At 73.3% G+C, this 21,077-nt stretch carries 23 protein-coding genes; 10 read left to right on the plus strand and 13 right to left on the minus strand.

The genetic code is table 11. The features are described from left to right. Positions 1 to 100 precede the first annotated feature (100 nt). The 3 genes from ACN267_RS08750 to ACN267_RS08760 all read right to left on the minus strand — a co-directional run bounded on the left by ACN267_RS08750 (position 101) and on the right by ACN267_RS08760 (position 3,838). Complete coding sequence (locus ACN267_RS08750) at positions 101 to 1,303, minus strand: GNAT family N-acetyltransferase (RefSeq protein WP_421488377.1); 1,203 nt, start codon at positions 1,301 to 1,303, stop codon at positions 101 to 103. 115 nt (positions 1,304 to 1,418) lie between these two features. Continuing rightward, positions 1,419 to 2,417, minus strand: coding sequence for a cytochrome d ubiquinol oxidase subunit II (cydB, locus tag ACN267_RS08755; protein ID WP_204959796.1), 999 nt, complete (start codon positions 2,415 to 2,417; stop codon positions 1,419 to 1,421). A 14-nt stretch (positions 2,418 to 2,431) separates the two neighbouring features. Next, on the minus strand, positions 2,432 to 3,838 hold the full coding sequence (locus tag ACN267_RS08760) for a cytochrome ubiquinol oxidase subunit I (protein ID WP_204959797.1): 1,407 nt from the start codon (positions 3,836 to 3,838) through the stop codon (positions 2,432 to 2,434). A gap of 172 nt (positions 3,839 to 4,010) precedes the next feature. Here ACN267_RS08760 and ACN267_RS08765 point away from each other — a divergent pair, with 172 nt between their 5' ends. Genes ACN267_RS08765 through ACN267_RS08780 form a run of 4 tightly spaced genes read left to right on the plus strand, consistent with a single transcriptional unit; the run spans position 4,011 to position 7,779 of the window. Beyond that, a complete protein-coding gene (locus ACN267_RS08765; protein ID WP_421488378.1) occupies positions 4,011 to 4,787 on the plus strand; it encodes a lysophospholipid acyltransferase family protein in 777 nt (258 codons plus the stop codon). Positions 4,788 to 4,839: 52 nt separating this feature from the next. Beyond that, positions 4,840 to 5,607 (plus strand): glycerophosphodiester phosphodiesterase, encoded by a 768-nt coding sequence (locus ACN267_RS08770; protein WP_204959799.1) that lies wholly within the window; start codon positions 4,840 to 4,842, stop codon positions 5,605 to 5,607. 15 nt (positions 5,608 to 5,622) lie between these two features. Continuing rightward, positions 5,623 to 7,017 (plus strand): MFS transporter, encoded by a 1,395-nt coding sequence (locus ACN267_RS08775; protein WP_204959800.1) that lies wholly within the window; start codon positions 5,623 to 5,625, stop codon positions 7,015 to 7,017. 45 nt (positions 7,018 to 7,062) lie between these two features. Continuing rightward, positions 7,063 to 7,779 carry a thymidine kinase gene (locus tag ACN267_RS08780; RefSeq protein WP_204959801.1) on the plus strand — a complete coding sequence of 239 codons (717 nt, stop codon included), beginning with the start codon at positions 7,063 to 7,065 and terminating at the stop codon, positions 7,777 to 7,779. A 13-nt stretch (positions 7,780 to 7,792) separates the two neighbouring features. Here ACN267_RS08780 and ACN267_RS08785 read toward each other — a convergent pair whose 3' ends face one another. Next, on the minus strand, positions 7,793 to 8,251 hold the full coding sequence (locus ACN267_RS08785) for a hypothetical protein (protein ID WP_204959802.1): 459 nt from the start codon (positions 8,249 to 8,251) through the stop codon (positions 7,793 to 7,795). A gap of 327 nt (positions 8,252 to 8,578) precedes the next feature. On the opposite strand from ACN267_RS08785, the gene ACN267_RS08790 reads away from it, so the two are divergent. Beyond that, a complete protein-coding gene (locus ACN267_RS08790; protein WP_421488379.1) occupies positions 8,579 to 9,250 on the plus strand; it encodes an acyl-CoA dehydrogenase family protein in 672 nt (223 codons plus the stop codon). Positions 9,251 to 9,286: 36 nt separating this feature from the next. Here the strand turns inward: ACN267_RS08790 and ACN267_RS08795 are convergent, their stop codons facing one another. The 4 genes from ACN267_RS08795 to ACN267_RS08810 all read right to left on the minus strand — a co-directional run bounded on the left by ACN267_RS08795 (position 9,287) and on the right by ACN267_RS08810 (position 12,736). Beyond that, positions 9,287 to 9,823 carry a TetR/AcrR family transcriptional regulator gene (locus ACN267_RS08795; RefSeq protein ID WP_204959803.1) on the minus strand — a complete coding sequence of 179 codons (537 nt, stop codon included), beginning with the start codon at positions 9,821 to 9,823 and terminating at the stop codon, positions 9,287 to 9,289. 85 nt (positions 9,824 to 9,908) lie between these two features. Then, positions 9,909 to 10,907, minus strand: coding sequence for a tyrosine-type recombinase/integrase (locus tag ACN267_RS08800; protein ID WP_204959804.1), 999 nt, complete (start codon positions 10,905 to 10,907; stop codon positions 9,909 to 9,911). Between the two features lie 127 nt (positions 10,908 to 11,034). Then, positions 11,035 to 11,457 (minus strand): Hsp20/alpha crystallin family protein, encoded by a 423-nt coding sequence (locus tag ACN267_RS08805; RefSeq protein WP_204959805.1) that lies wholly within the window; start codon positions 11,455 to 11,457, stop codon positions 11,035 to 11,037. A 166-nt stretch (positions 11,458 to 11,623) separates the two neighbouring features. After that, a complete protein-coding gene (locus ACN267_RS08810; protein ID WP_421488380.1) occupies positions 11,624 to 12,736 on the minus strand; it encodes an FAD-dependent oxidoreductase in 1,113 nt (370 codons plus the stop codon). A gap of 55 nt (positions 12,737 to 12,791) precedes the next feature. Between ACN267_RS08810 and ACN267_RS08815 the strand changes: the two genes are divergently transcribed. After that, positions 12,792 to 13,475 (plus strand): TetR/AcrR family transcriptional regulator, encoded by a 684-nt coding sequence (locus ACN267_RS08815; RefSeq protein ID WP_421488381.1) that lies wholly within the window; start codon positions 12,792 to 12,794, stop codon positions 13,473 to 13,475. A gap of 301 nt (positions 13,476 to 13,776) precedes the next feature. On the opposite strand, the gene ACN267_RS08820 is transcribed toward ACN267_RS08815, so the two are convergent. Then, on the minus strand, positions 13,777 to 14,685 hold the full coding sequence (locus ACN267_RS08820; protein ID WP_421488382.1) for an alpha/beta fold hydrolase: 909 nt from the start codon (positions 14,683 to 14,685) through the stop codon (positions 13,777 to 13,779). A 147-nt stretch (positions 14,686 to 14,832) separates the two neighbouring features. On the opposite strand from ACN267_RS08820, the gene ACN267_RS08825 reads away from it, so the two are divergent. After that, positions 14,833 to 15,555, plus strand: a complete 723-nt coding sequence (locus ACN267_RS08825; protein WP_421488383.1) for a hypothetical protein — start codon at positions 14,833 to 14,835, stop codon at positions 15,553 to 15,555. 3 nt (positions 15,556 to 15,558) lie between these two features. On the opposite strand, the gene ACN267_RS08830 is transcribed toward ACN267_RS08825, so the two are convergent. Continuing rightward, positions 15,559 to 16,287 (minus strand): TetR/AcrR family transcriptional regulator, encoded by a 729-nt coding sequence (locus ACN267_RS08830; protein ID WP_421488384.1) that lies wholly within the window; start codon positions 16,285 to 16,287, stop codon positions 15,559 to 15,561. 87 nt (positions 16,288 to 16,374) lie between these two features. Here ACN267_RS08830 and ACN267_RS08835 point away from each other — a divergent pair, with 87 nt between their 5' ends. Further along, a complete protein-coding gene (locus ACN267_RS08835) occupies positions 16,375 to 17,259 on the plus strand; it encodes an NAD(P)H-binding protein (RefSeq protein ID WP_421488385.1) in 885 nt (294 codons plus the stop codon). A 52-nt stretch (positions 17,260 to 17,311) separates the two neighbouring features. Next, a complete protein-coding gene (locus tag ACN267_RS08840) occupies positions 17,312 to 17,896 on the plus strand; it encodes a maleylpyruvate isomerase N-terminal domain-containing protein (RefSeq protein ID WP_281897581.1) in 585 nt (194 codons plus the stop codon). Between the two features lie 8 nt (positions 17,897 to 17,904). Here the strand turns inward: ACN267_RS08840 and ACN267_RS08845 are convergent, their stop codons facing one another. After that, the gene (locus ACN267_RS08845) at positions 17,905 to 18,381 is read right to left on the minus strand and encodes a DUF1992 domain-containing protein (protein ID WP_281897583.1); all 477 of its coding nucleotides are present in this window, start codon (positions 18,379 to 18,381) and stop codon (positions 17,905 to 17,907) included. Between the two features lie 81 nt (positions 18,382 to 18,462). Further along, the gene (locus tag ACN267_RS08850; RefSeq protein WP_204959812.1) at positions 18,463 to 19,011 is read right to left on the minus strand and encodes a GNAT family N-acetyltransferase; all 549 of its coding nucleotides are present in this window, start codon (positions 19,009 to 19,011) and stop codon (positions 18,463 to 18,465) included. A 117-nt stretch (positions 19,012 to 19,128) separates the two neighbouring features. Between ACN267_RS08850 and ACN267_RS08855 the strand changes: the two genes are divergently transcribed. Then, a complete protein-coding gene (locus tag ACN267_RS08855) occupies positions 19,129 to 19,779 on the plus strand; it encodes a LysE family translocator (protein ID WP_204960317.1) in 651 nt (216 codons plus the stop codon). A gap of 6 nt (positions 19,780 to 19,785) precedes the next feature. Here the strand turns inward: ACN267_RS08855 and ACN267_RS08860 are convergent, their stop codons facing one another. Continuing rightward, complete coding sequence (locus ACN267_RS08860) at positions 19,786 to 21,072, minus strand: O-antigen ligase family protein (RefSeq protein ID WP_281897587.1); 1,287 nt, start codon at positions 21,070 to 21,072, stop codon at positions 19,786 to 19,788. Positions 21,073 to 21,077: the final 5 nt, after the last annotated feature.

Raw genomic sequence — 21,077 nt, forward strand, 5'->3', positions numbered from 1 at the left:
GCGGCGGTCGGGGCGTCACCGCGGCGCGGGTGGGTGGGTGTGCCGGGCTGGTGTAGCGGCCGGGGTGGTGGGGTGCGTGGTGGCCGGAATCTGCGGGGTGTCAGAAGTAGTCGCCGAGTTGGGCGGGGCCGGGGGCGGCGAGCAGGTCGAGGGGGGTGGGGTCGGTGCCGGCCGGGTGGTGCAGCAGGCCGGCCTGGGCGATGGTGCGGGCGGTGGCGGTGCCGGTGTAGAGCAGGGCGAAGCCGCGGACGGTGAGGTGCAGGTCGGCGGGGGCGGTGGTGCGGCGTAGGTCGGCGTGGCCGTCGGTGATCTCCAGCTGCCAGGTGCCGGTGTTCCAGTCGGCGAGCGGGTCGTCGAGGGTGAAGGTGGCGGTGCCGTGCAGGTGGGTGGGCCAGCCCCGGTCGCGGACGGCGCGGGTGACGTCGACGGGGCGGTGCATCCAGGTGTCCTGGTGGTGTTCGCGGGCCTTCTCCACGGGCAGGTGGGGGGTGAGGGGGTCGCCGGGGAGCAGGGTGAGGCGCAGGGTGGGGGCGACGCTGTGCCAGCTGGCGAGGATGCCGACGAGTTCGCGGGCGGCGTCGGCGGTGGTGGCGGCGAGGTCTTCGACGGTGATGGTGCCGTCGTCGCCGTAGTGGTTGCGGCGGTTCCAGCCGGCGTAGCCGACGAGGTGGCCGTGGTGTTCGACGAGGGTGAGGCCGTCGTAGGGCAGGGTGTTGTCGGTGGTGTGGCGGGTGCGGTGGTGTTCGTGCAGGGGTCCGTTGCGGGCGAGTAGGCCGCGGCGGTGGCGGATGGTGTGGGTGTGCAGTTCGTCGACGGTGGTGAGGTCGGCGGGGGTGCCGGGGCGGACGGTGAGGTGTGGGCTGGGGTGGTGGCGGGTGAGTAGGGCGGTGGGGAGGTTGACGGTGCGCAGGGTGCCGGCGGTTTCCCAGCCGCAGGCGCGGTAGGGGGCGGCGACGGTGGGGAACAGCGCGCTGATGGCGGCGCCTCGGTCGTGTGCGCCGCGCAGCAGGGCGGTGAGCAGGGCGCGGGCGGTGCCGCGGCCGCGGGCTTCGGGGGTGACGGCGACGCCGGCGATGTCGGCGGCGGCGATGGTGCGGCCGTCCCACCACTGGTGGTGGTGCAGGTCGATGGCTTTGCCGATGAGGCGGCCGGTGTGGTCGAACGCGCCGTAGCGGGTGATGCCGGGGGTGGTGGGGGGTGGTGGTGCGGGTTGCGGGTCGGAGCCGAAGGCGGTGCGGCCGAGGTGCCAGGCGGCGGCGTGGTCGTCGGCGGTGAGTTCGCGGATGTGGGGGTCGTGCGGCATGCGGCGACGATAGCGGTGGGTGGGTGGGGTGGCGACGGGTTTGTGGTGGACGCGTTGCGGGGCCGGTGCGACCCCCTCGCTCCGGCCCCGCGTCCCCGCGCCCCTCGCGCGTCTCTCAGTGTTGCGGGATGTTCTGTACCCCGATTCGCTTGCGGAACACCCAGTAGGTCCAACTTTGGTAGGCGAGGACGATCGGGGTGAAGACGACGGCGACCCAGGTCATGATTTTGAGGGTGTAGGGGGTGGAGGCGGCGTTGGTGGCGGTGAGGGTGCCGGTGGGGTCGCCGGTGGAGGGCATGACGTTGGGGAACAGGGCGGTGAAGAGGGTGGCGACGGCGAGGGCGATGGCCAGGGCGGTGCCGGTGAAGGCCCAGCCTTCGCGGCGTACGCGGGCGGCGGCGAGTGCGCCGAGCAGGGCGAGGGCGGCGCCGGCGGCGAGGGTGATGGCGGCGGGGTTGGCGCGGATGGTGAGGGTCCAGGTGAGGAAGGCGACGGCGGCGACGGCGGTGCCGGCGCCGAGTCGGACGGCGAGGGTGCCGGCGCGGTGGCGGATGTCGCCGGTGGTCTTGAGGGCGAGGAAGACGGCGCCGTGGGTGAGGAAGAGGCCGAGGGTGGTCAGGCCGCCGAGCAGGGCGTAGGGGTTGAGCAGGTCGACCAGGCCGCCGACGTATTCGTGGTCGGCGTCCAGTGGTACGCCGCGGAAGATGTTGGCGAAGGCGACGCCCCAGAGCAGGGCGGGGATGGCGGAGCCCCAGAAGATGGCGTGGTCCCAGCGGCGTTTCCAGGTGGCTTCGGGGCGCTTGTGGCGGTATTCGAAGGCGACGCCGCGGGCGATGAGGGCGAGCAGGATGAGCAGTAGGGGGAGGTAGAAGCCGGAGAAGAGGGTGGCGTACCACTCGGGGAAGGCGGCGAACATGGCGCCGCCGGCGGTGATGAGCCAGACCTCGTTGCCGTCCCAGACGGGGCCGATGGTGTTGATGAGGACGCGGCGTTGCCTGTCGTCGCGGCCGAGGACGGGTAGGAGCATGCCGACGCCGAAGTCGAAGCCTTCGAGGATGAAGTAGCCGGTGAAGAGCACGGCGACGAGGAGAAACCAGATGGTGGTGAGTTCCACGGTGGGGCTCCGGGTCAGTAGGCGAAGGCGAGCGGGCGCTCGGCGTCGTCGGTGTCGTCGGGGGTGGGGGTGACGTCGGGTACGCCGGCGCGGGCGTAGCGCAGGAGGAGTTTGAATTCGATGACGGCGAGGACGGCGTAGATGAGGGTGAAGGCGGTGAAGGAGGTGAGGACTTCGGTGAGGGAGACGGTGCGGGAGACGCCGTCGCGGGTGAGCATTTCGCCGAAGACGATCCAGGGTTGGCGGCCCATCTCGGTGAAGATCCAGCCGAAGGAGTTGGCGAGCAGTGGGAGCGCGGGCATGATCAGGCCGGCGCGCAGCAGCCATCTGTTGGTGGGGGTGCGGCCTTTGCGTTGGGTCCAGAGGATGAGCAGGGCGATGGCGGCGGCGGCGAGTCCGAAGCCGATCATGAAGCGGAAGCTCCAGTAGGTGACCGGGATGATCGGGGTGTAGCTGCCGGGGCCGTACTGGCTGGCGTACTGGGCCTGGAGGTCGTCGATGCCGTGGACGGTGCCGTTGGGGTCGCCGGTGCCGAGGTAGGACAGCAGATAGGGGATTTTGAGGGCGAAGATTTCGCGGCTGCCGTCGAGGCTGCCGACGGTGAGTACGGAGAACGAGGCGGGGCTTTCGGTGGTGTAGAGGCCCTCGGCGGCGGCCATTTTCATGGGCTGCACCTGGGTCATGATCTTGCCTTGGATGTCGCCGGTGAGGACGACGAGGGTGGCGGAGATGAGGACGACCCAGGCGCCGAAGCGGGTGGCGTGGCGGTAGGCGTCGGTGTCGGGGTTGTCGCGGCGGCGCATGAGGTGCCAGAGGCCGACGGTGGTGACGAGGGAGCCGGCGACGAGGAAGGCGCCGGCGAGGGTGTGCGGGAAGGTGATCAGGGCGACCTTGTTGGTGAGGACGGCGACGAAGTCGGTGAGTTCGGCGCGTCCGGTGTCGGGGTTGAGGCGGTAGCCGACGGGGTTCTGCATGAACGAGTTGGCGGCGAGGATGAAGTAGGCGGAGAGGTTGGTGCCGATGGCGGCGGCCCAGATGCTGGCCAGGTGCAGGCGTTTGGGGAGCCGGTCCCAGCCGAAGATCCACAGGCCGATGAAGGTGGATTCGAGGAAGAAGGCGACGAGGGCCTCGATGGCCAGGGGTGCGCCGAAGATGTCGCCGACGAAGCGGGAGTAGTCCGACCAGTTCATGCCGAACTGGAATTCCTGCACGATGCCGGTGACGACGCCCATGGCGAAGTTGATCAGGAAGAGTTTGCCGTAGAACTTGGTGAGTTTGAGGTATTTCTCGTCGCCGGTGCGGTGCCAGCGGGTCTGGAGGATGGCGACCAGGACGGACAGCCCGATGGTCAGTGGTACGAAGAGAAAGTGGTAGACGGTGGTGACACCGAACTGCCAGCGGGCGACGTCCAACGCGTCCACCGGGATCCCCCTGCCGTTGATACTACGAGACGTAGTAGATACTACTGCGTGTCGTAGGTTGTCGGGCAGGGCCGGGGGGCCCGACCCGGCCCGGGACCAATGACCCTGATCACCACGGGCCGCACGACCCGGGTCCGGTCCTCCCCCACCCCCGTGCGACCATCGGCGACTGATGGACACCCCGCGCCCCGGCTGGCAGCCACCACTGTTCTGGCGTGCCGCCCAACTGCTCGCCCGGCTGGTCGTCGCCCTGTTCGCCCGGCTGGAGGTCAGCGGGGACGTCCCGGCGCACCTGCGCCGGGGGCCGCTGATCCTGGCCGCCAACCACATCAGCCCCTTCGACCCGATCGTGCTGGGCGCGGCCTGCCGGGCCCGGGGCGTGTCGCCGCGCTTCATGGCCACCGGCGGGCTGTTCCGCACCCCGGGGCTCGGCGCGCTGATGCGCCACGCCGGGCACCTGCGCGTCGACCGGGGCAGCACCGCCGTCCGGCAGGCCCTCGACGACGCCGCCGTGGCGGTCGCCGCCGGGTCGGTGGTGCTGGTCTACCCGGAGGGACGCATCGGGCTGGACCCCGGTATGTGGCCCGAACGCGGCAAGACCGGCACCGCCCGCCTCGCGATGGCCTGCGACGCCCCGGTGGTGCCCGTGGCCCAGTGGGGGTCGCACGAGGTGCTGCCCTACCGGGCGCCCCGGGGCATGCTGCGCGCGTTGGCCCGGGCGCTGGTGCGCCGCCCGGTGATCCGGGTCCGCTTCGGCGCGCCGCTGCACCTGCACGACCTCTCCCCCGCCGCGCCCGGCGCGGCCCGCCGGGGCACCGACCGAATCATCGACGCGATCACCGACACCCTGGTGCCGCTGCGGCCCGACGAACCGGACCGGCCCCGGCACGTCGACCCGGGACGCCCCGTCGACACCAGCCGGGTGCACCGCCGGCCCACGTCGGCCTGACCGCCGCCGGTCGGCCACCCGGCGGCCACCGGCGGCGGGCATACTGCGCTGCGTGTCGACCCGACCCGGTTACCTGGACGCCCCCACCCCGCTGGCCTTCGCGCACCGCGGCGGCGCCGCCGACGGCGACGAGAACACCGTCGCCGCGTTCACCCGGGCCGTCGAGCTGGGCTACCGGTACGTGGAGACCGACGTGCACGCCACCGCCGACGGGGTGTGCGTGGTCTTCCACGACGCCACCCTGCGCCGGGTCACCGGGCAGCGGGGCCGCATCGCCGACCTGCGCTGGGCCGACCTGGCGACGGTGCGGGTCGGCGGCGCGGCGGTCGTGCCCCGGCTCGACGAGGTGCTGGCCGCGTGGCCGCAGGTCCGGTTCAACATCGACGTGAAGGCCGACGGTGGTGTCACCCCGGCGGTGACGGCGGTGACCCGGGCCGGCGCGGCCGACCGGGTGCTGCTGGCGTCGTTCAGCGACGCCCGGTTGGCCCGGCTGCGCGCGGCCACCGGCGGGCGGGTCGCCACCGGCCTGGGCATGCGCGGGGTGGCCCGGTTGTGGCTGGCGTCGCGGCATGGCCGGCCGGTGCGGTTGCCGCCGTCGGTGGTGGCCGCGCAGGTGCCGCCGCGGTACGCGGGGGTGCCGGTGGTCGACCGCCGGTTCCTGGCCTACTGCCACCGGTTGGGGGTGCAGGTGCACGTCTGGACGATCGACGAACCTACCCGGATGCACGACTTACTGGATCGTGGTGTGGATGGCATCATGACCGATCACGTCGGCCTGCTGCGCGACGTCTACCGCAGCCGCGGCCTCTGGGCCGCCTGAGCCCCGAGGACCCCGATGGCCGACCCGGTCGCCACCACCCCCGCCCCCGTCGACACCCCGGCGGGACTGCGCCGGGAACGGCGTGGCTGGTACCTGTACGACTGGGCCAACTCGGCCTTCCAGACCACCGTCATCACGGTGTTCCTCGGCCCGTTCCTCACCACCGTCACCGAACTGGCCGCCGGCTGCGAGCTGGGCGCGGACAGCTGCGACGGGTACGTGCACCCGCTGGGCGTCCGGGTCGCCGCCGGCTCGTACTACCCGTACCTGATCTCGTTGTCGGTGCTGTTGACCGTGTTCGTGCTGCCGGTGGTCGGGGCGATCGCCGACCGGACGGTGCACAAGAAGCGGCTGCTGGCCGGGGCGGCGTTCACCGGCGCCGGGGCGACCATCGCGATGGCGTTGGTCACCGGCGAGCGGTACCTGCTCGGTGGGGCGCTGTTCCTGGTCGCCAACATCGCCTTCGGGGCGGCGGTGGTGGTGTACAACTCGTTCCTGCCGCAGCTGGCCGGCCCGGACGAACGCGATGCGGTGTCCAGTCGCGGCTGGGCCATCGGCTACCTCGGCGGTGGTCTGCTGCTGGCGTTGAACCTGGTGGCGGTGACCCTGCTCAGCGAGGACGACAACCCGCAGCGCACCCTGGACCTGGCCCGCTGGTCGATCGTGTCGGCCGGGGTGTGGTGGGCGGCGTTCACGTTGGTGCCGTTGCGGTGGCTGCGGGAGCACCCCACCGCCGAGGCGCTGCGCGGGGCGGGCCGCAACGTGGTCACCGACGGGTTCCGGCAGTTGGGGCGGACCCTGCGGGAGATCAAGGCGTACCCGTTGACGCTGTTCTTCCTGCTGGCGTTCCTGGTCTACAACGACGGCATCCAGACGGTGATCACGCTGGCCAGCCAGTACGGCACCGAGGAGTTGCGGCTCGGGCAGAGCACGCTGATCGTGACGATCCTGCTGGTGCAGTTCCTCGCGTTCGGCGGGGCGTTGGCGTTGGGGGCGTTGGCCCGGCGCATCGGCGCGTGGAAGACGGTGCTGCTGTCGCTGGTGCTGTGGACCGGGGTGATCATCGGGGCGTTCCGGTTGCCCGCCGAGGCCCCGCTGCCGTTCATGATCCTCGGTGGGGCGATCGGGTTGGTCCTCGGCGGCAGCCAGGCGTTGAGCCGGTCGCTGTTCAGCCAGCTCATCCCCGCCGGCAAGGAGGGCGAGTACTACGGGTTCTACGAGATCAGCGACAAGGGCACCAGTTGGCTCGGCCCGCTGGCGTTCGGGTTGGTCTTCCAGCTCACCTCCTCCTACCGGGTGGGTCTGGTCTCCCTGCTGATCTTCTTCGTGGTGGGGTTCGCGTTGCTGGCTGCGGTGCCGATCCGCCGGGCCATCGTCGCCGCCGGCAACACCCCGCCCCGGGTGCTGTGACCATCGGCCCGATCCACCCGCGCCGATGGGCTAGGCTGCCCCGACGTGACCGACGACGCCGCTGCCACCCCCACCTGCCTGGCCCGTCCCCTGCCCGGCCCGGATGACGGCGGGGCCGGCTGCGCCGCCGCGCGGGGCGTCGACGGCCGCCCGTTGCACGCCGCCGCGTTGAAGTTCTTCTGGGGTCCGATGGACTGCGGCAAGTCGACGATGGCGTTGCAGATGAACTACAACCATGCCCGGCAGGGTCGGCGGGGGCTGGTCACCACCCGCATCGACAGGTCGTTGGGGCCGCAGGTCACCACCCGTATCGGGTTGGCCCACACGGCCGTGGAGGTGACCGACGAGCTGGACCTGCGGGCCCTGGTCCGCGACACCTGGGCCGAAGGGGTCCGCATCGACTACCTGATCTGCGACGAGGCGTCGTTCTACGACGTGGCGCACGTCGAGCAGATGGCCGAACTGGTCGACGGCTACGACGTCGACGTGTACGCCTTCGGCCTGGCCACCGACTTCCGGTCCTGCCTGTTCCCGGCCGCCCGGCGGCTGTTCGAGCTGGCCGACGAGGTGGCCCGCATCCAGGTGGAGGTGCTGTGCTGGTGCGGGCGGGAAGGGCTGCTCAACGCCCGCGTCGTCGACGGGCGGGTGGTCCGCGAGGGCGCGCAGGTCGTCATCGGGGACACCGTCGACACCGCCGACGTGCGCTACCAGGTGCTGTGCCGGCGGCACTACCGCTCCGGGGACCTGGGCCCGCGCGCCTGACCGGGCCGGCGGGTCAGTACGGGTCGCCGCAGACCCGCCACCCGTCGTCCTCCTTCACCACCGGCAGCCGGCGCTGCTCGGCGGCCCCGCCGTCGCGGGTGACCCGCACCGCCACCTCCCCGGCGGGCCGGCCCCCCTTGGTGCGGACCGACACGTCGAGGATCTCGTAGCCGGTGACCACGGGTGGGGTGCGGACCCAGCCGGCGAACCCGACCTCGCTCCACCGGCTGCGGGTCGGCGCGCACAGCCGCCGGTAGGCCCGGTCCACCTGTCCGGTGGACAGCTCCCGGAAGAACCCGTCGGCGGTCTCCCGCACCGGGCCGGTGGCGCCCGCCACGACCTGCACGTTCCACAGGCCCAGCCCGGCCACCCCGACCAGGCACAGGCCGACGGCCAGACCACCCAGGAACAGGCCGGTGCGTACCGGGCGACGCCGCCGCGCCGGTCGGGTCCACGCCTGCTGCACACTCATCACCTCGACGGTAGGCGGACGGGCCGGGGCCGCGCAGGCGGTTCGTCCCCTGTCGCGCCGGCGCGGCGATCGTCTACCGTCGGCGCACACCCCTGGTCAAGGAGCGACGGATGAGCCGCTACGTGCAGCCGGTCCCGGACATCGACGACCCGTAGGCCGGGGACGGGTTGCTGCGGTCGTGGCTGACCCGGCAGCTCGGCGCGGCCGGGCACGCCGCCGCCCGGGACCGGCTGACCGCGTTGGCCGCCGACGTGGTCGGGCCGTTGCGCGCCGCACACGCCGACGCCGAGGCCCATCCGCCGACGTTGGTCCGCTACGACCCGTGGGGTGCCCGCGTCGACCGGATCGACACCAGCGCCGGCGGGCAGGCGCAGCGGGCCGTTCGCCCTGGCCGGGCACGCGTTCGCGTTGCTCGGCCGGGTGGAGGTCGGTGGCGATCCGCAGGCCGCCGCCGAGCTGCGGGTGGTCGCGCCGTTGGCGAAACTGGCCACCGGTCGGCTGGCGGTGGCCAGCGCCGCCGAGTACGGGGAGGCGTTCGGCGGGGCCGGTTACGTCGAGGACACCGGTGTGCCGAGGTTGCTGCGTGACGCGCAGGTGCTGCCGATCTGGGAGGGCACCACGAACGTGTTGGCGGTGGACGTGCTGCGCGCGGTCACCCGGGAGGACGCCGGCACGCCGCTGCTGGCGCGGCTCGCCGGGGCGGTGGAGCTGGCCCGGCCGTTGTCCCCGGTGTTGGCCGACACCCTCGCCACGGCGGTCGGGGAGCTGCGGGTCACCCTGGGTGAGGTCACTGCCGACCCGGGTGCGGTCGCGGTGCTGGCCGGTGCCCGCGGTATCGCCCTGCGGATGGCGTACGCGCTGGCGGCGGCGTTGCTGGTCGAACACGCCGCCTGGGGTGACGGGCAGGCCGAGGTGGCCGCCCGGTTGTGGGCCCGGCGGTGGCTGCGGCACGAGGACATCGCCGCCGACGCCCACCACCATCTCGACCTGCTCGGCTGAGCCCGCCGGGGGTCTGTCGTGCCGGCCCCGACGGGGTCAGTGGTCGGTGAGCGTGCCGTGCAGGAACAGGTCGACCAGGACTGTCGTCGACGGCGCTGCGGTGGCCAACGGTCCGGGTGGGGACAGCAGACCGAGGAAGAGGTCGGCGAGCTGGTCGGCGGGTAGCCGCAGCCGGTCGGCGTCGGGGGTGAACAGCGTGGCCACCGCTGCGCGGACCGCCGCACCGGTGGGCGGTGGGATGTGCCGGGACCGGCCGGCCGCGTGCAGGGCACCCAGCACCGCACCCAGCCGGGCCAGGTGGGTGCGGATGACGGTGGCGGCCTCGGTGAGCCGGTCGGCGAGGGGCCGGGTCCGCTCGACCCGCGCCAACCGCTCCAGCAGCGGGTCGGGACGCAGGACCTCGGCGACGCAGGCGTCGAGCAGCGCCTGTTTGTCGGCGAAGGCACGGAACACCGTGGCCTCGCCGATCCCGGCGGCGCGGGCCACCTCGGCGGTGGTCAGGGCGGTGCCCCGGCGGGTCAGCAGCGGCAGGGCGGTCTGCACGATCATGGCGCGACGTCGGTCGGCGCTCATGGCCGGCGCGCGCCGCCGACGTCCCCCGGATGCCGTCATGGCACCAGGCTCGGGAGTGAGCGCTTACTCCGTCAATCGGTTTTTTTCAGCTGCGCCGCCGCGCCCGGGCCGCCCAGATGACGTACGCCGGATCCCGGTCGAGGTTGTGCCGGTCGCGGTCGTAGCGGCGGGTGGTCCGCGGGTCGGCGTGGCCCATCGCGTCCTGGACGTCCTCCAGCGGCACCCCCTCCTCGCGGGCGGTGGTGGCGAAGGCGTGCCGCAGCGAGTGCGGGGACAGCTTCGCCGCCGCCGCGATGCCCGCGGCTTCGGCCAGCCGGCGCACCAGCCGGAACACCGAGTGCCGGTCGAGGCGGCCGCCGGTGGCGGTGGCCAGCAGCGGGCCGGTCAACGCGTCCACGCTCACCCCCGCTGCCGCCGCCCGGTCGGCCAGGTAGGCGTCCACCGCGTGGGCGGTGCCGGGGGTGAGCGCCCGGCGGCGGGCCTTGCCGCCCTTGCCGACGAAGCGGACGCTGCGGTGCCCGCGTTCGGCGCCGAGATCGGCCAGGTCGAGCGAGACCAGCTCACCGACGCGCAGGCCGAGGTCGGCCAGCAGGGCGACGGCGGCTCGGTTGCGGGCGGCGGTCGGGCCGGTGTCGGTGTCGGCGGCGGCGAGCAGCGCGTCGACCTCCTGCGGGGTGAGCCCGACGGTTGCCGAGTGGTCCCGGTCGATGCGGGGCCGGTCGGCACCGGCGACCGGGTTGGCCTCGACGGCCCGCAGCTTGACCAGGAACTCGTACCAGCTGGACAGGGCGGAGAGCTTCCGGGCGACGGTGGCCGGGGTCAACGGTCGGCCGCTGCGCGCCGACGGGGTGGCCTCCAGTTGCCGGGCGTAGGCGTTGACGGTGAGGAAGTTGGCCCGCAGCGGGTCGAGGTCAGCGGCGGCGCACCAGGTGAGCCAGCCGGCGATGTCGCGCCGGTACGCGTCGCGGGTGTGTGCCGACAACCGCCGGTTACGCAGCCACGCCTCGGTGAAGTCGACGGGTGTGCCGGTGAGCGCCGGGTGGGTCGAGGCGTGGGGCAGGACGGGGACGTCGGGACGCGGCATGCGAGAAAGACTCTCAGCCCTGCTGGGTAATCACGGTGAGGCGCGCCCGAGCGGATTGCCCGACGCCCGGGCGCGACGGTGTTTGGCCCGGTGGGGGCCGTGTCGACCCCCACCGTGGGCGTGCCGGTCAGGCGGTGATCTGCCGGCGGCCGTTACCGGCGGTGACCGGGACCCGACGCGGCTTGGCCCGCTCGGCGATCGGGATGCGCAGCGTCAGCACCCCGTGCTCGTAGCTGGCCTCCAGCCGGTCGGTGTCGAGGGTGTCGCCGAGGAACAGCTGCCGGGAGAAGGTGCCCATCGGGCGTTCGGCGGCGACGAGTTCGACGGTGTCGGTGGTGGGACGGCGGCGCTGCGCGCGGACGGTCAGCACGTTGCGCTCCACCGTGCAGTCGATGCTGTCGGGGTCCACCCCGGGCAGGTCGAACGCGGCGTGGAAGTGGTCGCCGTCGCGCCAGGCGTCCAGGTGCATCACCGCGGGGCGGCTGGTGGTGCCGAAGAGCTGCTCGGCGAGCCGGTCGATCTCACGGAAGGGGTCGGTACGCATCAGCATGGTCGTGCCTCCTCGGTTTCCTCGGGCCGAAGGTCCTTTGAGTTGAGTCGGGTCGGCTCAACTCGTACTTCAGTATTTACCTCGTGGCGGCGCGTCCGTCAACCCGGCCGCGCCGCCGCCGCCGTTCACGGCCCGATGCGTCGGCGGCGGGGCCGTCGGGTGGCGCTCAGGAGGGCTGGACCTCGTCGAACAGGGCGAGGGCCGCGGCCGGGTCCGGACCGACCAGACGGTCCAGACCGGCAGCGGTGATCGCCGCCCACCTGGCGGCCCTGGCCCACATCCGTTCCTCCCAGGCCCGCACCACCGTGTCCAGGTCGCCCCCGTCGGCGGCCACGGACTCCGCCAGTTCGGCGCCGTCGAGCATCGCGAGGTTCGCGCCCGCCCCCAACGGCGGCATCAGGTGCGCGGCGTCGCCCAGCAGTGTGACCCCCTGCACGTGCGCCCACGTGTGGGACACGGGAAGCACGTGCAGGGGGCGGTGGACGAACGCGGCGCCCCGGCCGAGCAGGTCGCGCACCGGTTGCGCCCACCCGTCGAACAGGGCCAGCAGGACCCGTCGGGTCGCCTCGACGTCGGTCAGATCCAGCCCGGCGTGCCAGTCCAGCGGCGCGCGGAACTGGGCGTACACCTTGACGTGGCCGCCACTGGTGCGTTGGGCGACGATCGCGCGGTTCACCCCGTACACCCCGACCGCGCCGTCGCCGATCAGCCCGGCGAGGTCGCGGTGGCGGGCGTCGACGTCGTCGAGGGAGGTCTCGACCGCGGTGACGCCGGTGTAGCGCGGGGTCGCCGGCGACACCGCCGGCCGCACCCGCGACCACGCGCCGTCCGCGCCCACCACGAGATCGAACGTCTCCTGTCGCCCGTCGGCGAAACGCACCGCCGCGCCGTCCCCCGGCGTCACGCCGGTAACCTGCTGCCCCCACCGCACGTCGAGCGGGCCGAGCAGCAGGTCACGCAGTTGTCCACGGTCGATCTCCGGATTGGCCCGCTCGTCCGGGTGGGGCCGCCAGTCCCGCAGCACTGTTCCCGCCGGGTCGAGGATGCGCATGGCCTGCCCCTCGGGACGCGACACCGCCCGGAACCGGGCCAGCAGCCCCGCCTTGTCCAGCGCCAGCTGACCCAGCCCTTCGTGCAGGTCCAGCGTGCCGCCCGGGGGGCGGGCGTCGGGCCCCCGATCGCGTTCCAGGACGACGACGGGATGGCCGAGGCGGTGCAGGACCCGGGCGAAGGTGAGGCCACCGGGGCCGGCACCCACCACGGCGATACGCTGTCTCATGGCGATACACTGTATTGACTGCGCCCGTCTCGCCGCCACCAGCCGGAGGTGATCCGTGACCGTGTGGGACCGGCCGACGCCGCCACCTCCCCCGGTGCCGCTCGACCGGGAACAGATCGTCGCCGCCGCCGTCGCGCTGGCCGACGAGGGTGGCCTCGCGGCGGTGTCGCTGCGCAAGGTCGCCGCCCGCCTGAACGCCGGCCCGATGCGGCTGTACGGCTATATCGCCACCAAGGACGAGCTGCTCGACCTGATGGTCGACGCCGTGTACGCCGAGATCCTCCCCGCCGGACAGCCCGCCGGCTGGCGCGCGACACTGCGGGTCGTCGCCCACGGCACCAGGCGGACCGTGCTGCGCCACGAGTGGCTGGCCGACCTGCTCGGCGGCCGACCCTCCCTGGGGCCGAACGGCCTCGCCGTGGCCGAGGCCCAACTGGCCGCCCTCGACGGTCGCGCCGACACCGACACGGTCCTGCGCGCCGTGGAAACCGTCGCCGCCTACGTCATCGGCGCGCTCCGACGGGAGATCGCCAACCTGCGGGCCGAACGCGCCACGGGCCTGTCCGAACGCGACCGGCAGCGCGCCCACGGCCCGCAGGTGACGAGGATCCTGGCCACCGGCCGCTATCCGGCGCTGGCCCGGGCCGTGCACGACGGCACCGAGGTAGACGCCGCGACCTCCTTCGCCACCGGCCTGGACTGGGTCCTTAACGCCGTGGCCGCCCGACTGTCCGGGTGACCCGGGAAATCCGGCTGTCGGCGAAGACGTCGCTGGCGAGCGTGTGCCCATGCCCACCGAACTGTTCGCCGTCGCGACGGCCACCGGAGCCCTCGGCCGTCGCGCCCGTCACCCAGTTGCGGGAGCGGGGCGGGATACAACAGAACAGTCATTATGGTGCTGCACTGTTATGCCCTTTTTGGCGGCTCTAATTATCGTATTGCAGTTATCGGTAATACGATAATTAGAGCCGGATGATCGGCTGGCTGTCGAAGCGGTCCCCGCGCCCCGCGGCGGCCGGCACGCCGCCGCTGGGCGAGGATCAGGTCGTGTGGCGGATGACGGAGCCGGCGATCCGCTCGGTGAGCCCGGGTGCGAAGAACGGGTGGTGGCCCATCCCGGGCACGATCTCCAGCCGCGCCGTGGGGATCTGCGCCGCGAGCGCCTCACCATGGGCCTGCGGGAACAGCGGGTCGTCACTGCCGTGCAGGACCAACGTCGCGGCCGTGATGCCGGACAGCGACGCCCGCCGGTCGTCGTCCCAGCGCCGACCGGCCAGATCGTGGTTCGCGGCGGCGGCGAGGTTGTCGGCCCGGTCGTGACAGTGTTCGACGAACCGTCGTGCGGCCGGCTCGTCGAAGGGCAACACGTCGCCGTTGAGCACCCGCCAGGTCTGCACGTCGGCGTCCACCCGCTGCCGGGCCGTCGCCCGGGGTGCCTTCGCCGCGTCCATGAGGTGGGCGAGGAACCGCGCCGTCGGAGGGGGAAGCGCATCCGGTGCCGCCGGTTGACCGGCCAGCGCCCGCGCCCACGCCGGACCGGGGTTGTTCCCCATCGGAGACGAAGCCATCGCCGTCAGGGTGCGGACCCGGGCCGCCCGGTGCACGGCGAGCCACTGCCCGATCGCCGCCCCCAGCGAGGTCCCCACGACGTGCGCGGCGGCGACACCGTACGCGTCCAGGACGCCGACCGCGTCCGTGGCCAGGTCAGCCAGCGCATAGGGGCGCGTCGCGAAATCGACGGAGTCGGAACGGCCGGTGTCCCGGTGATCGAACCGGATCACCTGCCGGCCGCTGTCCACCAGGGCTTGCACCAGTTCGTCGGGCCAGCCGATGCCCTGGGTGGACGTGCCCATGACCAACAGGACGGTGGGGTCGTCGGGGTGACCGAAACGCTCGGTCCACAACCGCACCTGCCCGCACCGAACGAACTTCTCCTCGCCAGTAAGCATGCCGGCACCGTAGCGGTCACCGGTCGGCACGTGAGCCGCTACCCGTTGTAGCGACAGAAGACGCTCGTGGGATAATTAGGAGGGGCAGGACGAAGCCTGCGGCGAGCCGGACTGCGGCCGCACGCCGGCCGGCCGGAGAATTGACGGGTGACGACGGCCTTCGGGGCGCGGCAGATGGCCGGACCCTCCACCGATCTGCACTACTACCTGGTCCACGATGGTGCCGGCGGGCCCGAGGGGCTGCTTGTCGAGGAGTTCCTCCTCGCGGTGGACCACTCCTGCGTCGGGCTGGTGAGTGCCGGCTGGCACCGCGCGCAGGGCCGGTGGTCCGACGCGTCGGCCACCAGCCGGCGGGTGCGCGTCGATCCCGCGCTGTGGGCCCGGGTGACGCCTGCCGGTCGGGCCGGGGCGGCGACGCTGTACCGGAGCCTCTGCGGTGCCGACCTGCCGGGCGAGACCGCGCTGCGGGCGTGTTTCGGCGTGCCCTGCGTACCGCCGTCGCCGCCCCTGCTGCTGCACCGGCCCGAGGCGACACCGGGGTTCCGCGAGACGCGCGTCTACCGGATCCTGTTCGTCGGCGCGCTGACCCACGGTGGCCTGGCGGCGCTGGGCGAGGGGTGGCGGATGCCGGTCACCGGCGATCTCGGGGAGCCCGGGGTACGGGTCCTGGGCACGGTGCGCCGTCGGCTCGGCCGTGACGCCTTCCGCTGGGAGCTGCGCCGGGTCGCCGCGGGCGCCGCCTGGGGACTGGATGTGACCTGCGATCTGGCGGGCGGGCGTGACGAGGCGGTCGGTGTGCTCCTGCGCGGCCTGACCACGCAGGTGCGGCAGCAGGGGCTGATCCCTGTCACCGTCGACCGGTTCCGCTGACCGTCACGGCGACTGCCGTGGGTGGCTCAGCCGGGCCAGGGACCGGGTGAGCCATTCGGTCAACAGCGTGCGTTCGGCGTCGGTGAGGCCGGGCAGGTCCGGCGTCACCGCTGCGAGGGTCACCGCGGCCGTGCGCAGGGTCGGGTCGGGGGGCGCCGGGGTGGTGGTGAGGATGCCGCCGAGCACGGCGTCGAGCACGGCGTCGCCCAGTCCGGGGTCGCGCTGCGGTGCGGGGGTGCCCAGCAGGGTGAGGATGACGCCGGTGCCGGCGGCGTGGACCATCATGGTGGCCCGCTGCTCGTCGACCCGTAGCAGGCCGGCGGCGGCGAGCCGACGTATCCGGGAGCGCAGCACCGCGAGGCCGGCCACCGACGCCGGGGACGGGTCGCCGGGCCCGCGCGTGCCGAGCAGCCGGAACAGCTCGGGGTTGGCCAGGCCGAACTCCAGGTGTGTGTGCCATCCGGCGCGCAGGTCGGCCACCGGGTCCCCCGACACGTCGTCGGCCGTCTTGGTGGCGACGTAGGTGGCCATCACGTGTTCGGCGACGGCGTCGACGAGGCCGTTCTTGTCACCGAACAGCCGGTAGATGGTGGGTGCCTGCACGCCTGCGGCCTGGGCGACGGCGCGGGTGGTCACCGCGGACGCACCGTGCTCGCGCAGCAGGCGGGCGGCGGCGACGACGATGTCGGTCCGTACGTCGTCGCGGGGCGGGGGGTCTGGCGTCACCGTCACGGATCAACGATAACAGCACCTTGTTAGCGGTGAAATATCAGTGTTAACGTCTCTGGCGTAACGTTGATTCGTCGAAGGGTCGTCATCGTGTTCGTCATCACCGGCGCCACCGGGCAGCTCGGCTCCCGGATCGTCGACCAACTGCTGGCCCGGGTATCCGCCGCCACCGTGGGGGTGAGCGTGCGCGACGTCGACAAGGCTGCCCACCTGGCCGAACGCGGCGTGCGGGTCCGCCGGGGGGACTTCACCGACCCCGCCACGCTGGAGCAGGCCTTCGCCGGGGCCGACCAGGTGCTGATCGTGTCCGCCGCGATCCGCGGCGGCGACGCGGTGGGAGCGAACCGGGCCGCCATCGACGCCGCCCGCGCAACCGGAGCCACCCGCATCCTCTACACCAGCCACCAGGCCGCCTCCCGCGACTCACTCTTCCCCGCCCAGGTCACCCACGCCGTGACCGAGGAGCACCTGGCCGCGACCGGGGTGCCGTTCACCGCGCTGCGCAACGGCTTCTACGCGAGCACCCTCGGGTTCGTCATCGGCGACGCCGTGACCACCGGCCGCCTGGTGGCACCGGTCGACGGGCCGGTGTCCTGGACCGCGCACGACGACCTGGCCGAGGCCGCCGCCATCGCGCTGGCCGGTCGGGGCGGACTCGACGGCGTCACCCCCGCGTTGACCGCCGGGGAGGCCCTCGACCTGGCGGCGGTGGCCGACATTCTCACCGACCTCACCGGCCGCACCGTCACCCGGGTCGTCCTCGACGACGACGAGTGGCGGTCCACCGCCGTCGCCCGGGGCATGCCCGAGGCCGCTGCCGACTTCACCCTCGGCATGTACCGGGCGGCCCGGCGGGGCGAGTTCGCGGTCACCGACCCGGCCCTTCAGACTCTGCTCGGCCGGCGTCCGACACCGGCCCGGTCGGTGGTCGAAACTCTCGTCGCCGCCGGCCCGCAGCCCGTACGGCCGGTCTGAGCCGCGCCGCGCGACCCGGCACGCGGGCCACTGTGGTGCGAGGATCGGCCGTATGCCCACCGACGAACGGCTGACCGGTCGCGGGGTCCGCGACGCGGTCGACGAGGCGACCCGCACACTGGGCCCGTACACCGGACGGGACTGGACCGGCCCCGCCGGGGGCCTGGACTGGTCGTGCCGGACGACCGCCGCGCACATCGCCCACGACCTGCTCGGCTACGCCACCCAGCTCACCGGCCGGCCCGACACCGGCTACCTCCCGCTCGACCTGCGGGTCCACCCCGACGCCACCCCGGCGCAGGTGCTGGTGGTGGTGACCGCCTGCGGGGGGCTGCTCGCCGCCGCGCTCGACACCGTCCCCGCGCACACCCGCGCCTGGCACTGGGGGCCCTGCGACCCGCCCGGCTTCGCCGCCATGGGCATCGCCGAGACGCTGCTGCACACGTACGACATCACCCGGGGGCTGGGGGTGGCGTGGCGGCCGCCGGCGGCGTCCAGCGCGGCGGTGCTGGGGCGGCTGTTCCCCGACGCGCCCACCGGTGACCCGGCCGACGTGCTGCTCTGGATGACCGGTCGGGCGACCCTGGGTGAGCGGCCCCGGCGCGTCTCGTGGACCTGGCGGGCCGCCGTCGACTGATCCGGCGGCTACCCCGGCGGTCGCCGCCACGGCCAGCGGAACCGGGGGCGTCGTGCCGGGGGCGCGGGCGTCGGAGCGGACGGAGCGGGGACGGCGCGGGTGGCGCGGTGGGCCCGCCACCCGCGCAGCACCGCCTCGGTGTCGACCGGGCGGACCGCCACCCGGGGCCCGGCGGGATACCGCAGCCACGCCACGATCTCCTGGTTGAGCAGCCCGACGAACTCCCGGACCGACTCCTCGGTGGGCAGGTCGCGAACCTCGTCGGGCACCTGCTCGACCCGGCGGCGCAACTGCAGCGGGGTGGGCAGCAGCAGATCGGTGGGCAGCGCCTCCCGCTCCAGGAAACTCGTGATCCACCAGGACTCGTCATAGGGCAGGTCACGGCCGGGGATCGGCTTGCCCGCGCCGGGCAGATTGTCGAACTCGCCCCGTTCCTGGGCGCTGCGGATCTGCGCCTCGACCGAAGCCTCCCACGCGTCCACCATCCTGCGGACACCTCCCCCGCCACCGTATCCAACCGGCCGTCACCGGTGCAGCGCCTGCACGGCGGGAGACATTCCCGGCGTTCAGCGGTGGTGACGCACGTGGCGGTGCCCGTCGAGGGGGAACGGCGGCCGGGCCGGCAGCACCTCGACGAACGGGAAGCCGCTCTTCTGCGCCACCCGGCAGGACGCCGGATTGTCCAGTTGGTGCAGCAGTTCCAGCCGGGCCAGCCCGGTCGCGGCGAACCGGGTGAACGCCCACCGGCTCACCGCGTCCACCGCCCGGGACGCCACCTGACGGCCGCGCGCCGGCCCGGCCGTCCAGTAGCCGATCTCCGCGTCGGCGCGGCCCGGCGCGACGTCCTTGAGCAGGACGCAACCGACCACCAGGTCGCCGTCGGGCGCGGGTTCGCAGACGGCGAAGCTGAACCGGCGGCCCGCCGCCCAGCCCTGCCGGTTACCGTCGACCCAGCGTCTGGCCTGCGCCGGGGTGGTCAGCGGGTTACGCGTGCGGGCCCGCAGCTCTGGATCCCGGTACGCCTCGACCAACGCGTCGACGTCGTCGTCGCGCCAGCAGCGCAGGACCAGGGCGGGCGCGGTGACGGTGGGGGCGGCCCGCAGGGTCACAGACATCTGAGCAGTGTGGCCGTTGCCGTGCGGTGTCCGGAACCCCTGCCGGGTCAGGCACGGGACGTCGCGCGACGACGACGCGGCGTAGGGTGCGGGGTGGGAACGACGGACGGGGGCGCGATGGTCACGGTCGGTGCGGTGGCGGGAATCGCCCTGGTGGCGCTCGGTCTGGTGCTCACGCCGGGGCCGAACATGGTCTACCTGGTCTCCCGGTCGGTCAGCCAGGGCCGTCGGGCCGGGCTGGTCTCCCTGCTCGGGGTGGCCGCCGGCTTCGGCGTCTACCTGGCCGCCGCGGTCGCCGGCATCGCCACGGTCTTCGTGCTGGTGCCACCGCTGTACACGGCGGTGAAGCTGGCCGGGGCGGCGTACCTGCTGTGGTTGGCCTGGCGGACGCTGCGCCCGGGTGGGCGCTCGGCGTTCACGCCGCAGGCGCTGCCGGTGGACCGGCCGCGTCGGCTGTTCGCCATGGGGCTGCTCACCAACCTGCTCAACCCCAAGATCGCCATCTTGTACGTGTCGTTGCTGCCGCAGTTCGTCGACCCCGCCCGAGGCGACGTGGCGGTGCAGAGCCTGCTGCTCGGCGGCACCCAGATCACCGTCGCGTTGGCGGTGAACACGCTGATCGTGCTGACCGCCGGGTCGGTGTCGACGTTCCTGGTGCGCCGGCCGGGCTGGGCGCGGGTCCAGCGGTGGGTGACCGGCAGCATGCTCGCGGCGATGGCGGTACGCATCGCGGCGGACCGGTCCCGGGCCGCGGTGGCGGCCGGCTGACCCCGCTCAGACCGCCGCCGGCCGGGGCGTCGCCGTCGGTAGTTGCCGGTTCACCGGGCCGTCGACGGCGGCCACGGCCAGCCCGATCGCATAGAACATCACCGACAGGTTCATGTCGGTGAAGCCGTAGAACGGGGCCAGGGCGAGGGCGACCACCGGCACCACGCTCAGCCACCGGCCGGCGGCGGACACGGCGACGGCGGTGCTGCGGACCAGCACCACGAGCAGGGCCAGCAGCATCAGCAGGGCGGGCACGCCGTGGCTGTACATGGTCAGCCAGACCTGACCCTGGGTGCCGAGGGGTTCCGCGCCGGTGGTGGTGTCGGCGGTGCGGGGGGCGCCGTAGCCGAGCAGCGGCGAGTGCAGGACCGCGTCCAGGGTCTGCCGGTAGAGGTCGGCGCGGTCCCGGGTCGAGTCGGTGTTCTCCACCCGATTCATGATCATGTCGCCGACCGGGACGACCAGGGTGACCACCCAGGCCACGGCCACCGCGGCGGTGATCGTGCCGATGAGCCGGACGTCGCCGCGCAGCAGGGCGCGCAGTCCCAGGTAGGCCAGGCCCACCCCGAGGCCGATGAACATGCCCCGGTTGAGGGTGAGGAACGCCGGCACCATGGCCAGCGGCAGGGACACCAGCAGCACCCGGCGCAGCGGCCCGGTGCGCACCGCCGACAGGTACGCCAGCACGCACGGCACCAGCAACGCGAATCCCGTACCCCAGTTGTTGGTGTACGGGTACGGGGCGGCCGTGCGGTAGTACGGGTTGCGGCCGGTGGGGTTGAACTCGGTGGAGTGCACGTGGGTGACCGCCCGGATCATCCGCTGCCCGGCCAGCCCGTCGGGCAGCAGCACCTCCACCGGGGTGGTCAACGCCAGCCGGGGAGCCAGCACGCCGAGCCAGCCGAGCGCCACCATCCCCAGCCAGAAGAACAGCACCGGTTGGAACAGCCGGTCCCAGCGGGCCCCCTGCCGGGCGGCGGTGTAGACGTACAGGTAGACCACGAGGGCGGTGACGACGAAGCCCAGCCGCAGGCCGTAGACGAGCAGGCTGCTGGCCTTCTCCAGCCGGGTGGCGCTGACCATGATGAGGCCGACGAGGACGAACCACAGCGCCGAGCCGGGTGGCCAGGACACCCGGCCGTGGGTGAGCAGGACCACCGCCAGCAGCATCCCGAACAGCGCCCAGCCGAGGTAGAGCCCGCCGAGCAGCCACCACAGCGGCATCGCCGCGAACATCAGGTACAGCGGCCAGAGTGGCAGTGCGCGCGGCGGCACCGCGTTCCTCGTCCTCACCGGGG

It is taken from the genome of Micromonospora sp. WMMD734 (assembly GCF_049178975.1).
Classification (GTDB): Bacteria; Actinomycetota; Actinomycetes; order Mycobacteriales; family Micromonosporaceae; genus Micromonospora; species Micromonospora wenchangensis.